Annotated in this window: 14 protein-coding genes; 6 read left to right on the plus strand and 8 right to left on the minus strand. The window is 72.1% G+C overall.

What is annotated here, in order from left to right:
• Positions 1-120: 120 nt before the first annotated feature.
• The 3 genes from groES to HZZ00_RS33115 all read right to left on the minus strand — a co-directional run bounded on the left by groES (position 121) and on the right by HZZ00_RS33115 (position 2,403).
• Positions 121-429 carry a co-chaperone GroES gene (gene groES / locus HZZ00_RS33105; RefSeq protein ID WP_070026284.1) on the minus strand — a complete coding sequence of 103 codons (309 nt, stop codon included), beginning with the start codon at positions 427-429 and terminating at the stop codon, positions 121-123.
• Positions 430-635: 206 nt separating this feature from the next.
• Positions 636-1,442, minus strand: coding sequence for a polysaccharide deacetylase family protein (locus HZZ00_RS33110; protein ID WP_374028499.1), 807 nt, complete (start codon positions 1,440-1,442; stop codon positions 636-638).
• A gap of 19 nt (positions 1,443-1,461) precedes the next feature.
• A complete protein-coding gene (locus tag HZZ00_RS33115; protein ID WP_180329807.1) occupies positions 1,462-2,403 on the minus strand; it encodes a polysaccharide deacetylase family protein in 942 nt (313 codons plus the stop codon).
• Between the two features lie 91 nt (positions 2,404-2,494).
• Here HZZ00_RS33115 and HZZ00_RS33120 point away from each other — a divergent pair, with 91 nt between their 5' ends.
• A complete protein-coding gene (locus tag HZZ00_RS33120; RefSeq protein WP_180333812.1) occupies positions 2,495-3,688 on the plus strand; it encodes a methyltransferase domain-containing protein in 1,194 nt (397 codons plus the stop codon).
• A gap of 47 nt (positions 3,689-3,735) precedes the next feature.
• Here HZZ00_RS33120 and HZZ00_RS33125 read toward each other — a convergent pair whose 3' ends face one another.
• Both HZZ00_RS33125 and HZZ00_RS33130 read right to left on the minus strand, forming a co-directional pair.
• The gene (locus tag HZZ00_RS33125; RefSeq protein WP_180329808.1) at positions 3,736-4,785 is read right to left on the minus strand and encodes an LCP family protein; all 1,050 of its coding nucleotides are present in this window, start codon (positions 4,783-4,785) and stop codon (positions 3,736-3,738) included.
• Between the two features lie 111 nt (positions 4,786-4,896).
• Complete coding sequence (locus HZZ00_RS33130; protein WP_180329809.1) at positions 4,897-5,931, minus strand: LacI family DNA-binding transcriptional regulator; 1,035 nt, start codon at positions 5,929-5,931, stop codon at positions 4,897-4,899.
• 106 nt (positions 5,932-6,037) lie between these two features.
• On the opposite strand from HZZ00_RS33130, the gene HZZ00_RS33135 reads away from it, so the two are divergent.
• The 5 genes from HZZ00_RS33135 (at position 6,038) to HZZ00_RS33155 (ending at position 12,500) form a co-directional block, all read left to right on the plus strand.
• Complete coding sequence (locus HZZ00_RS33135; protein WP_180329810.1) at positions 6,038-7,375, plus strand: ABC transporter substrate-binding protein; 1,338 nt, start codon at positions 6,038-6,040, stop codon at positions 7,373-7,375.
• Positions 7,372-8,286, plus strand: a complete 915-nt coding sequence (locus tag HZZ00_RS33140; RefSeq protein WP_180329811.1) for a carbohydrate ABC transporter permease — start codon at positions 7,372-7,374, stop codon at positions 8,284-8,286. Before HZZ00_RS33135 ends, HZZ00_RS33140 begins: the two co-directional genes overlap by 4 nt.
• A 4-nt stretch (positions 8,287-8,290) precedes the next feature.
• On the plus strand, positions 8,291-9,190 hold the full coding sequence (locus HZZ00_RS33145) for a carbohydrate ABC transporter permease (protein ID WP_180329812.1): 900 nt from the start codon (positions 8,291-8,293) through the stop codon (positions 9,188-9,190).
• 35 nt (positions 9,191-9,225) lie between these two features.
• Complete coding sequence (locus HZZ00_RS33150) at positions 9,226-11,529, plus strand: glycoside hydrolase family 3 N-terminal domain-containing protein (RefSeq protein ID WP_180329813.1); 2,304 nt, start codon at positions 9,226-9,228, stop codon at positions 11,527-11,529.
• A 146-nt stretch (positions 11,530-11,675) separates the two neighbouring features.
• Entirely contained in the window at positions 11,676-12,500 is an 825-nt protein-coding gene (locus tag HZZ00_RS33155) for a hypothetical protein (protein WP_257585505.1), read from the plus strand.
• 147 nt (positions 12,501-12,647) lie between these two features.
• On the opposite strand, the gene HZZ00_RS33160 is transcribed toward HZZ00_RS33155, so the two are convergent.
• Genes HZZ00_RS33160 through rimI form a run of 3 tightly spaced genes read right to left on the minus strand, consistent with a single transcriptional unit; the run spans position 12,648 to position 14,465 of the window.
• A complete protein-coding gene (locus tag HZZ00_RS33160; protein WP_180329814.1) occupies positions 12,648-12,905 on the minus strand; it encodes a hypothetical protein in 258 nt (85 codons plus the stop codon).
• On the minus strand, positions 12,902-13,999 hold the full coding sequence (tsaD, locus tag HZZ00_RS33165) for a tRNA (adenosine(37)-N6)-threonylcarbamoyltransferase complex transferase subunit TsaD (protein ID WP_070026292.1): 1,098 nt from the start codon (positions 13,997-13,999) through the stop codon (positions 12,902-12,904). Before tsaD ends, HZZ00_RS33160 begins: the two co-directional genes overlap by 4 nt.
• Positions 13,992-14,465, minus strand: coding sequence for a ribosomal protein S18-alanine N-acetyltransferase (rimI, locus tag HZZ00_RS33170; RefSeq protein WP_074996177.1), 474 nt, complete (start codon positions 14,463-14,465; stop codon positions 13,992-13,994). Before rimI ends, tsaD begins: the two co-directional genes overlap by 8 nt.
• Between the last annotated feature and the right edge of the window lie 15 nt (positions 14,466-14,480).

Raw genomic sequence — 14,480 nt, forward strand, 5'->3', positions numbered from 1 at the left:
AGCGGGAGCCCTCTCGGAAATCTGTGGGTTAAAAGACGAACTGCGCCCCGGGCGCCCGGCTTCGTTATCGGTCGCGGGGGGCCAGGGGCGCAGCTCAAAGCAAAGGTTTGCTCGGGGTGATTACTTCTCGATGATCGCGAGAACGTCGCGAGCCGAGAGGACGAGGTACTCCTCGCCGCTGTACTTCACCTCGGTGCCGCCGTACTTGCTGTAGAGGACGACGTCGCCGACCTTGACGTCGAGCGGAAGGCGCTCGCCGTTCTCGAACCGGCCCGGGCCCACGGCGAGGACGGCGCCCTCCTGGGGCTTCTCCTTCGCGGTGTCCGGGATGACCAGGCCAGAGGCCGTGGTCTGCTCGGCGTCCAGCGGCTGGACCACGATGCGGTCCTCGAGCGGCTTGATGGCAACCTTGGAGCTGGCGGTCGTCACGATCCGACCTCCCCCTTCGGAGATCTCACGGGGTTAACTGTCTGAGGTGGCGACCAGGTCGATCCGTCGTCGCGGGTGCCGGACCTGCCCGTCGCGTTGTTGGCACTCTCCAGGGGGGAGTGCCAGAGCCGAGACTATGACTGCGATTAGCACTCGGTCAAGCGGAGTGCCAATGACGTCGTGGCGCGTCGGCCGTTCCCGGTCCTCTACAGGTAGTCCTCCAGGCGGCCCACCGTCAGGTTCCGCCGCTGGAGGCCGCGCAGGAGAGGGGACGCGGGGGCCCCGGGGGTGACGCGGACGATGTCACCGGGGCGGAGGTGGTGGGGACCCCGGGGATAGGTCAGCCCGGCGGGGGTCAGGGCGGCGCGCCAGAGGGTGAGGGCGGTGATGCCGCAGCCGGCCGCCGCGCGCCGGGTGGTGCGGTCGTAGGCGCCGCCGGGCGGGCGGAAGAGGCGGGCGCGCAGCCGGTCCCGGCGGGCGCAGATCGCGGCGCGCTGGGCGGTGTACGGCCTGCCGGCCAGCGGTGGGCGGCCGGGGGCGCGGTTCTCCACGGCGGCGCCGGCGGCGCGGAGCCTGGCGAGGTCGTCCGGCCGGGTGCCGTCGGGGACGAAGAGGCTCACCGGCAGCCGGAGTTGGCGGACCATGGCGGTGAAGCCGGGGTCCTGCCCGGCGTCGTCGTAGGTGAGGAAGACGACCCGGTCGCGGGTGGGGACGTGGTCCACGACCGGGGGCAGCGGGGTGGGGCCCGTACGTGCCGCGAGGGGGCGGGCGGCGGGCACCGGGGGACGGGCGAGCGGAGCGGTCAGGCCCCAGCGGCGGTAGGGCTGGAGGGACGCGGGGGCGTGCGGGTGCACACCCTCGGCCGCCTTCCTGCCCAGCCGTTCGATGGGGTCGACGGACTGGGCGCAGCCCACGAGCAGGAGCAGCGAGCACAGCGCCACGGCACCGGCCGCGGCGCGGCCCGGGCCGCGCCGCTCGCGGACCGCCCGCCGGCCCTCCCCCGGTCGGCTCACCTGGGGTCCCCCGGCCGGCTCACAGGTAGTCCTCCAGGCGGGCCACGGCATAGCCCTCGCGGGTGACCTTGTTGAGGAAGCGGCGCATGTCGTCGACCATCGTGCCGTCCCAGTCGCCGCGGCCCCGGAAGTGGGTGAGCACGATGTCGCCGCGGCGCAGCTGCTGGTCGTCCTCGCGGAACTCCCAGTGGTCGACGTAGACCTCCTCGTTCCAGATCGGCGCATACTTGATGCCGCAGGACTTGGCGGCGACCAGGGTGTCCTGGTTGTAGTTGCCGTAGGGCGGGCGGAAGAGCGTGGGGCGCTTGCCGTACTGCTTCTGCATGATGTCCTGCATGTCGCAGATCTCGTGCCGCTGCTCGTCGTAGGACAGCCCCGGCAGGTAGGGGTGGTGCAGGGTGTGGTTGTTGACGGAGTTCCCGTAGGACTGGGCCTTGCGGAAGTAGCCGTAGTCGTCCTTGACCAGGTAGTCGCTGAGGAACGCGGTGTAGGGGATCTTCAGGTCCCGCATCATCTCCAGGAACCGGGGGTCCTTCTCCGAGCCGTCGTCGATGGTGAGGAAGACGACCTTGTCGGCGGTGGGGACGGTCGTGAAGACGGGGGGCAGGTCCCAGTCCTCCTGGTGGTCCACCTCGAAGCCCGCGCGCGCGGTGATGCGGGGCTTCTTCGCGGGTGGCGGCGGGGGCGAGAGCGGGACCTCGTCCAGGCCCCATCTCTTGGCCGCGGCGACCAGCCGGGCGTGTTCCGCGGCCCGCGCGGCACGGGCGTCCGGGGCGTGGGCGGCGGCACCGCCCTGGCCCGCGGCCGGGCGCGGGGCGGGGGAACCGGCGTCGGAGCAGCCGGTGACGAGGGCGGTGGAGGCGAGGACCGCGGCGCCGCAGCCGAGGGCGAGGCCCCGCCCGCGCGACCGGCTCCGAGCGTCCCGTACCCGATTTTTGTCATTTTGTACTACTAGTCGCATGGTGCTGGATCTTCGCAGGCCCCGCCCCCGCACCCCGGCCGACAACGCCGCCCGGAGGCGCACCATCCACCGACTGGCCCACAATGACCCGGTGAACGACCTCGCTCCCCTCCTCACCCCCGAAGGCCGGGCCCTCCTCGAAGAGGTCCGCGACACCGCCCCGGCCGACGAACTGGCCGTCGCCACCCGGTTGCGCCGCGACCACCCGGCCGCACTGGTGTCGGCCGCGCTCGGCCAGGCCCGGCTGCGGCAGCGGGCGGCGGCCAAGTTCGCGAAGGCGGACGCGGAGCGGATGTTCTTCACCCCGAACGGGGTCGAGCAGTCGACGCGGGCCGGTGTGGCGGCGTACCGGGCGCGGCGGCTGACCGATCTCGGGGTGACCTCGGTGGCGGACCTGTGCTGCGGGATCGGCGGGGACGCCATCGCGCTGGCGCGGGCCGGCATCCGGGTGCTCGCCGTGGACCGGGACCCGTTGACGGCGGCCGTGGCGCGGGCGAACGCCGAGGCCCTCGGGCTCGCCGACCTGATCGAGGTGCGCGAGGCCGACGTCACCGAGGTGGACACCGCCGGGTACGACGCCGTGTTCGTCGATCCCGCGCGACGGGGCACCTCGGCGCGGGGCGGCGGGAGGATCTTCGATCCCGAGGCGTACTCGCCGCCCCTGTCGTGGGCGGTGTCCGCCGCGCTCCGGGCACCGCACGCCGCGCTGAAGATCGCCCCGGGCGTGCCGCACGAGGCGGTGCCCCCGGAGGCCGAGGCCGAGTGGATCTCCGACGGCGGCGATGTGAAGGAGGCGGTGCTCTGGTTCGGCACCGGGTCGCCGGGCGCGGTGCGCGCCACCCTGCTGCCCGGCCCGCGCACACTGCTCGGACGGGGGCTGCCGGATCCCGGAGTCCGGCCGGTCGGACCGTACTTGTACGAGCCGGACGGCGCCGTGATCCGCGCGCACCTGGTCGCCGAGGTGGCCGAGGAGGTCGGCGGGGGGCTCCTGGACGAGACCATCGCCTACATCACCGCCGACGCGCTGCACCCCACTCCGTACGCCACCGCCTACGAGATCACCGACCGGCTCCCCTTCAACGTGAAGAAGCTGAAGGCGCTGCTGCGCGAGCGCGAGGTCGGCACGCTGACCGTGAAGAAGCGGGGGTCGGCGGTCGAGCCGGAAGAGCTGCGCCGCAAGGTCAAGCCGCAGGGGCCCAACGCGGCGACCGTGTTCCTGACCCGGGTGGCGGGCGCGCCCACGATGCTGATCGGCGGTCCCGCCCGGCCGCCGGCGGCCCCCTGACGGGCCGTTCGGCGGCCCGTGTCCCCGGCAGGCCCCCGGTCACGGGATCAGCGGCGCAGGGACTCCCACAGGTCCTGCGCGTCCGGCTCCTTCGCGATCACCCGGTTGGGGTCCGAGGGTGCCTGGACGACCGGCATCATCACCGTCTTCACGTGGTCGGCGCTCAGCCCCTTCAGGCTCTTGCCCAGGCTGGTCAGTTCGGCGAGCGAGTCCAGGCCGGTGTCGGTGGTGATGCTCGCGGTGACCGCGTCGGCGACCCGGTAGAGCCTGGCCGGGTCGGTGAGCAGGTCCGTGCCGGAGATCTGTTCCAACAGGGCCTTCACCAAAAGCTGTTGGAGACCTATGCGGCCCAGGTCGCTGCCGTCGCCGATGCCGTGCCGGGTGCGCGCGAGGGCCAGCGCCTGCTTGCCGTCGAGGTGGTGGGGGCCCGCCTTCAGATGGAGGTGGCTCTTGTCGTCGTCGATGTCCTGGCTCGTGGTGACGTCGACCCCGCCGAGCGCGTCCACCAGTCTCGCGAAACCGGCGAAGTCGATCTCGACGAAGTGGTCCATGCGCACACCGGTGACCGACTCGACCGTCTTCACCGCGCACACCGGACCGCCCACCGAGAAGGCGCTGTTGAACATGGAGCCGTACGCCACCGCCGTCGCGCCGCCGGAGGGCAGCGGGCAGGACGGGCGGGTGACGAGGGTGTCGCGCGGGATGCTGACCACGGTGGCGGCCGTGCGGCCCGCGTCGATGTGCACCACCATCGCGGTGTCCGAGCGGGCGCCCTCGCTGTCGCCGCCGCCCAGTTCCTTGTCGGCCTCGCCGCTGCGCGAGTCCGAGCCGAGGACCAGGATGTTCAGGGCGCCGGACGGGAGCGGCGCGGCGGCCGAGGACGCGCTCGCGGCCGGAGCGGGGGCCGGACGGTCGTCGCCGAGCGCGCTGTTGATGTCGACGCTTCTGATGTTGTGGTTGAGATGCCAGTACGCATAGCCCGCGGTGGCCGTGGCCAGCACCAGGGCGGTCGCCAGGGTCAGACCGGCGATCCGCAGCGTTCTCGATCGCCGGCGCACGCGTATGTCCGCGTCGCCGTGCTCCTCGTGTCGCGTCACGACAGGAACATAGGTCCGAATTATTAGCGGACCGTTAGCTGAAGCATCACGATTTGGTTTTCTTCCGGAATATTCATGGAGGCGCCCCGGTACCGGTGCCGAAAATTTCGGTCACTCCGTCGGCCGCACCGGTGCCGTGCTCGACCGCACCACCAGGCTCGTGGCCAACTCCAGCCGGGTGGCTGCCCGTTCCTCCTGCGCGCTGCCCAGTTCGAGCACCAGCCTGGCCGCCGCCTCGGCCATCTCGGTCAGCGGCTGCCGCACGGTCGTCAGCGGCGGACCCACCCAGCGGGCCACCGGCAGGTCGTCGAAGCCGACCACGCTGAGGTCCTCGGGGATGCGCAGCCCCAGCTCGCGGGCTGCCTCGTAGAGACCCAGCGCCTGGAGGTCGTTGCCGGCGAAGATCGCGGTGGGCCGGTCGGGGCGGCGCAGCAGCTCCAGGCCCAGGCGGTAGCCGGCCTCGTGGTGGAAGTCCCCGTCCAGGACGAGCGAGGGGTCGACGGGCAGCCCGGCCGTCTCCATGGCGGCGCGGTAGCCGTCGATCCGGGCGCGGCTGCACATCATCCGGGTGGGCCCGCTGATGGCGCCGATCCGGGTGTGGCCCAGCTCGACCAGATGGCGGGTGGCGGCCAGGCCGCCCTGCCAGTTGGTGGCGCCGATGGACGGCACGTCCGGACCCGGGTCGCCGGCCGGGTCCACCACCACGAACGGGATGGACCTGCTGGTCAGCAACGCCTGCTGGCCCGCGTCCAGTTCGGACAGGACCAGCACCACCCCGTGCGGGCGGCGGGCGGCGACCTGGTCGGCCCAGGAGCGGCCGGGGGTGAGCCGCCCCGCGGACTCGGACAGCACCACGCTGAGCCCGGCCGACTGCGCCACGTTCTCCACGCCCCGGATGACCTCCATCGCCCAGGCGCTCTCCAGCTCGTGGAAGACCAGGTCGATCAGCGGCGAACGGGAGGCCTCGGCGCGCCGGCGCCGGTAGCCGTGGGTGCGCAGCAGCTCCTCGACGCGGGTACGGGTCGAGGGTGCGACATCGGCTCGGCCGTTGAGGACCTTCGAAACAGTCGGAGCGGAGACACCGGCCTCTCGGGCGATCTCGGCGAGCGTCGCGGTCTGCGCTTCTGCGGGCTTCCCAGGCTTCATGTCCGCGATCGTATCCCTGCGCGACCCCTTGACGAACCCCCTGTTCCGCCATACGTTCCCGGAACATTCGGAACCTCACTCGAAATATTGCGAGAGGCCAGGGTCAATGGAGTCCACCACGTCCAACGGCGGGCACATGTTCAGCAGGCGCTGGGTGCTCGGCGCCGGCGCCACCACACTCGTCACCGCCGGAACTGCCGGACTCACGGCCTGCGGCTCCTCCGGGGGTTCCGGGGGCGGGGGCGCGCTCACCGCCTTCGTGTACGGCGACGGCGACGCCAAGGTCCAGGTCCAGGCGATCGACCGGTTCAACGCGTCGGCCGCCGCGAAGAAGGCCAAGGGCAAGATCAAGCTGGAGAAGGTGCCCGGCTCGGAGTACCCGACGAAGCTGCGCACCGCGATGGGCTCCCCCAACGCGCCGGACATCTTCTTCAACTGGGGCGGTGGCTCCATCAAGGCCTACCGGGACGCCAAGCAGCTGGTGGACCTCACCGACGTCATCGAGTCGGACCCGGTCCTGAAGAACGGCTTCCTGCCCTCGGTGCTCACGGCGGGCGGCCTGGGCGGACGCAAGTACGGCATACCGATGCGCGGCATGCAGCCCGTGATCCTCTTCTACAACAAGACCCTCTTCGCCGAGCAGAAGCTCCAGCCGCCCACCACCTGGGACCAGTTGCTCGACATCAACAAGAAGCTCAAGCGGGCCGGGATCACCCCCTTCGCGCTGGGCGGCGCGGACATCTGGCCCGAGCTGATGTGGCTGGAGTACCTGGTCGACCGGATCGGCGGCCCCCAGGTCTTCGACCGGATCAAGAACGGCGACGCCTCCGGCTGGGGCGACCCGGCCGTCCTCAAGGCCGCCCAGACGGTCAAGGAACTCGTCGACGACGGCGCCTTCGGCAAGGGCTTCAGCTCGGTCGCCTACACCAACGGCGGCGCCCCGGCCGTGTTCGCCAAGGGCAAGGCCGCGATGCACCTGATGGGCTCCTGGGAGTACAACACCCAGCTCGGCAAGTTCCCGGACTTCGCCCGCAAGGAGCTGGGCTGGACCGCGTTCCCGACGGTCGAGGGCGGCGCGGGCGACATCCGCAACGTCGTCGGCAACCCCACCAACTACTGGTCGGTCAACGCCCGTACGTCCAACAAGGACGCCGCGTTCGCCTTCCTGCGCGACTGCGCCTCGCAGACGTACGCCAAGGAGCTGGTCGCCATCGGCGCCATCCCGACCACGGCCAACGCCGAGAAGCTGCTCGACGCCTCGCCGAACCCCGTGTTCGCCAAGTTCCAGTACCAGATGGTGCAGCAGGCGCCGGCGTTCACGCTGAGCTGGGACCAGGCCGTCGACCCGAACGTGTCGACGCCGATGCTCACCGAGGTCAACAAGCTGTTCGTCGGCAAGTCCTCGCCGAGCCAGTTCGTGTCGGCGCTCCAGGGGCTGAAGTGAGCGACACCGTCACGAAGGGCGGCTCGCGCACCGGCGCGGGCCGCCCGCGGCGCGGGGCCGGGGCGAACGCGGGCCGCCCGCACGCCGCCCTGGCCCTGCCCGCCGTACTGTTCTTCGCCTTCTTCGCCGTCGTCCCCATGGTGCTGGCGTTCTGCCTCTCCTTCACCAAGTGGAACGGTCTGGGCAACCCCCAGCCGGTGGGCTTCGCCAACTGGCAGAAGCTGTTCGACGACGGCCGGCTCACCCAGTCCCTCACCGTCACCGTGCTGCTCACGGTGGTCAGCTGGGCCTTCCAGACGGTGATCTCGCTGCTGCTCGGCGTCTGGGCGGCGGGCAGGCAGCGCAACCGCGCGATCCTGTCGGCGGTCTTCTTCGTGCCGTTCCTGCTGTCCTCGACGGCGATCTCGCTGCTGTTCTACGCCCTGCTCGACCCCAACTTCGGCATCATGCCCGGCGACACCCTCGGCTCGACCAACGGCGCCTTCCTCGCCATCGTGTTCGTCGGCGGCTGGCAGTTCATCCCCTTCCACACCCTGATCTACCAGGGCGGGGCCCGGCAGATCCCCGAGGTCCTCTACCAGGCGGCGGCCATCGACGGCGCGGGCCGCTGGCGCCAGTTCTTCTCCATCACGCTCCCCCAGCTGCGCAACACCGCGACCACCTCCGGGGTGCTGATGGTGGTCGGCTCGCTGACCTACTTCGAGACCGTCCTGATCCTCACCCAGGGCGGCCCCGGCACCGACACGGCGATCGTGCCGTACCTGATGTACGAAGCCGGCTTCAAGAGCTACGACTTCGGCTACGCCAGCGCCATCGCCTCCTTCCTGGTGGTGGCCGCGACCGTGCTGTCGCTGCTGCTGGTCCGGCTGTCCGGCTTCGGCGCGATGCGCAGCACCCGGGAAGGAATGTGACGAGGTGTCTCACGACACACTGCCCCACCCCGTGAAGACCGGCGCCGCGCCCGCGGCCCGGCCGGACGGGCGCCGCCGCCGGCACTGGACCCAGCGGCCCAATCCGCTGGCCGGCCTCGGCTCCTTCGTCTGGCTGGTCGTCGTCATCGTCCCGATCTACGCGATGATCTCGGCCTCGCTCACCCCGCAGGACCAGGCGCTGGGCCACAACGCCCTGAAGCCGCCCGGCAGCCCGACCTGGTCCAACTACAACACGGTGCTGCACAACTCCTTCTTCCACCTGCTGTGGAACACCGTGCTGGCGGCCGCCGCCGTCGTGGTGATCGTGCTGGTGCTGTGCGTACCGCTCTCCTACGTCGCGGTGCGTACCCGCGGCTTCTGGTCGGGGGCCGCCTTCCGGCTGTTCCTGCTCGGCGTGGCCATCCCGGCGCAGGCGGTCGTCGTACCGCTGTACCTGATGATCACCAAGCTGAACCTCTACGACAGCCTGCTCGCGATCATCCTGCCGACGGCCGCGTTCGCGATGCCGGTGGCCATCCTGGTCCTCACCGGCACCATGCGGGACATCTCCGAGGAGGTGTACGAGGCGATGGCGTTGGACGGCGCCTCGCCCACCCGGATGCTGTTCCAGCTGGTCATCCCGATGTCCAAGGGCGGCATCAGCACCGTCGTGATCTACGCGGCGCTCCAGGCGTGGAACGGCTTCCTCTTCCCGCTGATCTTCACCCAGTCCGAGGGACCGCGCGTGCTGACCCTCGGCCTGTTCAACTACATGAGCCAGTTCGGCGTGAACATCCCCGCCCTGCTCGCCTCGGTCGTCCTCTCCGGCATCCCGATCTTCGCCGTCTACCTGGTGGCCCGCCGCGCGCTGGTGGGCGGCCTGATGGGCGTCGGCGGCAAGTGATCGCCGACCGGTCCCCCTTCCCCGACAGGAGTTCCATGAGCACCGCCCCCTGGCGCGACCCCGCGCTGCCCGCCGCCGCCCGTGTCGACGACCTGATCTCCCGGATGACCCTGGAGGAGAAGACCGCCCAGCTGTACGGCGTCTGGGTGGGCGCGGACACCGACGGCGACGGGGTCGCGCCGCTCCAGCGCGAGATGACCGCGGACTACGACTGGGACGAGCTGATCACCCTCGGCCTCGGCCAGCTGACCCGCTCCTTCGGCACGGCCCCGGTGGACCCGGAGCTCGGCGCCCAGGCACTGGCCCGCGCCCAGCGCCGGATCGCCGAGGCGAGCCGCTTCGGCATCCCGGCGGTGGCCCACGAGGAGTGTCTGGCGGGCTTCACCGCGTGGCGGGCGACGGCGTACCCCGTGCCGCTGGCCTGGGGCGCGACGTTCGACCCCGCCCTGGTGGCGGAGCTGGGCGGGCGCATCGGCCACGACCTGCGCTCGGTCGGCGTCCACCAGGGCCTGGCGCCCGTCCTGGACGTGGTCCGGGATCTGCGCTGGGGCCGGGTGGAGGAGACCATCGGCGAGGACCCGTACCTGGTCGGCACGATCGGCGCGGCGTACGTGCGGGGCCTGGAATCGGCCGGGATCGTGGCCACGCTCAAGCACTTCGCCGGGTACGCGGCCTCGGCGGGCGCCCGCAATCTGGCGCCGGTGCGGGCGGGCGCCCGGGAGCTGGCCGACGTGACACTGCCGCCGTTCGAGATGGCGCTGCGCGAAGGCGGGGCCCGCTCGGTGATGGCCGCGTACACCGAGACGGACGGCGTCCCGGCCTCGGCGGACCCCGCGCTGCTCACCCGGCTGCTGCGCGACGAGTGGGGGTTCACCGGCACCGTCGTCGCCGACTACTTCGGCATCGGCTTCCTCCAGTCGCTGCACCGGGTGGCCGGCAGCCCCGCCGAGGCCGCGCACGCGGCGCTGGAGGCGGGCATCGACGTCGAGCTGCCCACCCTGAACTGCTACGGCAAGCCGCTGGTGGCGGCCGTGCGGGAGGGGCGGGTGCCCGAGGCGCTGGTGGACCGGGCGCTGCGCCGGGTGCTGCTCCAGAAGTGCGAGCTGGGCCTGCTGGACCCCGACTGGTCGCCGGAGACCGGCGAGGACATCGACCTGGACTCGGCCGGCAACCGCGCGCTGGCGCGCCGGCTCGCCGAGGAGTCGGTGGTGCTGCTGGACAACCCGGACGAGGTGCTGCCGCTGGCGCCGCAGGCGCGGATCGCGGTGGTCGGGCCGCGCGCCGCCGACGCGCTGGCGATGCTGGGCTGCTACTCCTTCCCGTCCCATGTGCTCACCCACCACCCCGAGGTGGAGACGGGCGTCGACATCCCGACCGTGCTGGACGCCCTGCGGGCCGAACTGCCGGACGCCAAGGTGACGTTCGCGGAGGGCTGCGGGGTCTCCGAGCCGGACACCTCCGGGTTCGCGGAGGCGGTGGCGCGGGCCACGGAGGCGGAGGTGTGCGTGGCCGTCCTCGGCGACCGCGCGGGGCTGTTCGGACGCGGCACCTCGGGCGAGGGCTGTGACGCGGAGGACCTGGAACTCCCGGGCGTCCAGGCCGAGCTGCTGGACGCGCTGGTCGAGACGGGGGTGCCGGTCGTGCTGGTGCTGCTGACCGGCCGCCCGTACGCGCTGGGCCGCTGGCAGGGCCGCCTCGGCGCGGTCGTCCAGGCCTTCTTCCCCGGCGAGGAGGGCGGCCCGGCGCTGGCCGGGGTGCTGTCCGGCCGGGTGAATCCCTCGGGCCGGCTCCCGGTGAGCGTGCCGCGCGGGCCGGGCGGCCAGCCCTGGACCTACCTCCAGCCCCCGCTGGGCCTGGCCGGCGAGGTCAGCAACCTGGACCCGACCCCGCTGTACCCCTTCGGCCACGGCGGCTCGTACACCGCGTTCGCCTGGGAGGACGTCCACGGCCCCGAGGCGGAGCTGCCGACCGACGGTTCGTACGACCTCTCGCTCACCGTGCGCAACACGGGCGAGCGCGCCGGGGCCGAGGTGGTCCAGCTCTATCTGCACGACCCGGTGGCCTCGGTGACCCGGCCCGACGTCCGCCTGATCGGCTACCAGCGCGTGGAACTGGCCCCCGGCGAGTCCCGCCGGCTCACCTTCCACTTCCACCCCGACCTGTCGGCCTTCACCGACCGCACGGGCGAGCGGGTGGTGGAGCCGGGCGATCTGGAGCTGCGTCTGAGCGCGTCGAGCGCGGACGTCCGGCACCGGACGCGGCTGCGGCTGACCGGGCCGGTGCGCGCGGTGGGGACGGAGCGGCGGCTGCGCTGCGAGGTGACGGTGGCGGAGGGCTGAGCCGGGGGCGCGGGGCCATGGGGTGTACGCCGAGGGCGCGAACCTCGGCAAAGAACAAGCCCTGTGCGCCCCGCGTTCAGGACCCGTTCACAAAGCTCCTGCGAGGGTCGTCACTCATCTGACACACCCTCACAGGAGCACCACCCGTGACGACCCCGCACTCCGTGACGCGGAAACTGCCCGAGGTCACGCTCGCCTTCTGGATCATGAAGATCGCGGCGACGACCCTGGGCGAGACCGCGGGCGACCTGTTCTCCCAGACCCTCCGGCTGGGCTACTTCCTCACCACCGTCGCCCTGTTCCTGGTCTTCGCGGTGACGCTGGTGGTCCAGCTGCGCTCGGCGCGCTACCGGCCGTTCTGCTACTGGACGGTGATCCTTTCGACCTCCATGGCCGGCACCACCCTGTCCGACTTCATGAACCGCGCGGCCGACGCGCGCTACCTCCCGGCCGGGGACACGCGGCTCGGCCGGGGCCCGCAGGGCCTCGGCCTCGGCTATCCGGAGGGCGCCGCGATCCTGGTGTCGCTCCTGCTGCTGGTCTTCCTCGGCTGGAAGCTCAGCGGGACGACCTTCCGGATCACCGGGATCGTCACCTTCCGGGGCGAGGCGCTGTTCTGGACGGCGATCCTCGTCTCCAACACGCTCGGCACGTCGATGGGCGACTTCCTCTCCGACAGCTCCGGCCTCGGCTACCTGGGCGCCGCCGCCCTGGTGACCGGACTGCTGCTGGTGCTGGTCGCGCTGATCAGGGTGCCGGCGGTGCCGAACGTGCTGCTGTTCTGGATCGCCTTCGTACTGACCCGCCCGCTCGGCGCCACCGCCGGCGACCTGCTGACCAAGCCGGTGGCCAAGGGCGGCCTGGACCTGGGGACGACGGGGTCGTCGGCGGTGCTGCTCGCGGTGCTGGTCGGGCTGATGGTGCGGGCGACGAGAACACCCCGCCCCCGGGATTCCGGGAGCGGGGTGTGAGTGGAGCGCCGGGCAGGCCTTGCACCTGCATCTCCCCGCAGGAAGCGGGGCGTCTTTCCTTGGACCACCAACGCACTGCGTTCGTACCGGAGTTCCGGCCGTTCGCTGTGTGATGATCATAGACCGACGCGGGCGGGCGCCGCAAACTCAGTCGGCGGCCACCGGCTCGAAGCGCCAGCGGTGCACCGGCCGGGTCACCAACTCCGGTCCGGGATCCGGCAGTTCGGGCACCGCGGCGTCGTACGGCGCGTCCCACCACGTGATGACCAGCACCCGGTCCTGCGGGGCACGGAAGGTCTCGCGGCGCACCGGCCGCTCCGGGAGTACCTGTTCGCGCGCCCAGGCCAGCAGCTCGGCGCCCCGGCCCTCGGGGGCGCGCGCCTCCCACATCAGCGCGACCGTCATGAGTACAGGTTCTCCTTGCTGACCTCGTGCACATGGTCGTGGCCGTGGTGGTGGCCGGGCACGTGCGACTCGGTCACCGGCAGGGAGGAGTCCGCCGACAGGTCCCAGCCGGAGGCGGCCCGGTTGCGGGCGACCATCTCGGCGCCGAGCGCGGCCACCATCGCGCCGTTGTCCGTGCACAGCTTGGGGCGCGGCACCCGCAGCCGGATGCCGGCCGCCTCGCAGCGCTCCTGGGCGAGGGCGCGCAGCCGGGAGTTGGCCGCGACACCGCCGCCGATCATCAGGTGGTCGACGCCCTCGTCCTTGCAGGCCCGCACGGCCTTGCGGGTGAGCACGTCCACCACGGCCTCCTGGAAGGAGGCGGCCACGTCGCGCACCGGCACCTCCTCGCCGGCCGCCCGCCTGGCCTCGATCCAGCGGGCCACGGCCGTCTTGAGACCGGAGAAGGAGAAGTCGTACGCCGGGTCGCGCGGGCCGGTCAGACCGCGCGGGAAGGCGATGGCCGCGGGGTCGCCCTCGCGGGCGTACCGGTCGATGACCGGGCCGCCGGGGAAGCCCAGGTCGAGCACGCGGGCGATCTTGTCGAAGGCCTCGCCGGCGGCGTCGTCGATGGTGGCGCCCATCGGCCGTACGTCGGAGGTGATGTCCGAGGACAGCAGCAGCGAGGAGTGGCCGCCGGAGACCAGCAGCGCCATCGTCGGCTCCGGCAGCGGGCCGTGCTCCAGCTGGTCGACGCAGATGTGCGAGGCCAGGTGGTTGACGCCGTACAGGGGCTTGCCGAGGGCGTAGGCGTACGCCTTGGCGGCGGAGACGCCGACGAGGAGGGCGCCGGCGAGGCCCGGCCCCGCGGTCACGGCGATGCCGTCGAGGTCCTTGGCGGTGACCCCGGCCTCCTTGAGCGCGCGGTCGATGGTCGGGACCATCGCCTCCAGGTGGGCTCGGGAGGCCACCTCGGGGACGACGCCGCCGAAGCGGGCGTGCTCGTCCACGCTGGAGGCGACGGCGTCGGCCAGCAGGGTGGTGCCGCGCACGATGCCGACGCCGGTCTCGTCGCAGGAGGTCTCGATGCCGAGGACGAGGGGTTCGTCAGCCATTGATCTCGGTTCCTTGAACAGATGCGGAAGGGTCGGTCAGGCGCATCACCAGGGCGTCCACGTTCCCCGGCTGGTAGTAACCGCGCCTGAACCCGATGGGGGCGAAGCCGAAGCGCTCGTACAGCTTCTGCGCGCGGACGTTGTCGACCCGGCATTCGAGCATCACCTCGCGGCACTCGAACGCGGTCGCCGCCCGCAGCAGGTCGGTCAGCAGCCGCCCGCCCAGGCCGGAGCCCTGCTGGTCCCGGGCGACGGCGATGGTCTGGACGTCGGCCAGATCCCCGGAGGCGGCCAGGCCGGCGTAGCCGACGACGCGGCCCTCCGACTCGGCCACCACGTAGCGGCGGGTGGCCGCCGGGCCCCGGGAGTGGGCCAACTCGGACCAGAACATGCCCCGGGACCAGGCGTCCTCGGGGAACAGGTCCTTCTCCAGCTCCAGGACCGGGTCGATGTCCCACCAGCGCATCTCGCGCAGTTGTGC

Origin of the sequence: Streptomyces sp. NEAU-sy36 (genome assembly GCF_013423905.1) — a bacterium.
Lineage (GTDB): Bacteria > Actinomycetota > Actinomycetes > Streptomycetales > Streptomycetaceae > Streptomyces > Streptomyces misionensis.

Bases quoted from the DNA above. Each gene is read 5' to 3' on its own strand.
- HZZ00_RS33115 (WP_180329807.1), bottom strand. From the start codon at position 2,403: ATGCGACTAGTAGTACAAAATGACAAAAATCGGGTACGGGACGCTCGG.
- HZZ00_RS33130 (WP_180329809.1), bottom strand. From the start codon at position 5,931: ATGAAGCCTGGGAAGCCCGCAGAAGCGCAGACCGCGACGCTCGCCGAG.
- HZZ00_RS33135 (WP_180329810.1), top strand. From the start codon at position 6,038: ATGGAGTCCACCACGTCCAACGGCGGGCACATGTTCAGCAGGCGCTGG.
- HZZ00_RS33150 (WP_180329813.1), top strand. From the start codon at position 9,226: ATGAGCACCGCCCCCTGGCGCGACCCCGCGCTGCCCGCCGCCGCCCGT.
- HZZ00_RS33160 (WP_180329814.1), bottom strand. From the start codon at position 12,905: ATGACGGTCGCGCTGATGTGGGAGGCGCGCGCCCCCGAGGGCCGGGGC.
- tsaD (WP_070026292.1), bottom strand. From the start codon at position 13,999: ATGGCTGACGAACCCCTCGTCCTCGGCATCGAGACCTCCTGCGACGAG.
- rimI (WP_074996177.1), bottom strand. From the start codon at position 14,465: ATGCGCTGGTGGGACATCGACCCGGTCCTGGAGCTGGAGAAGGACCTG.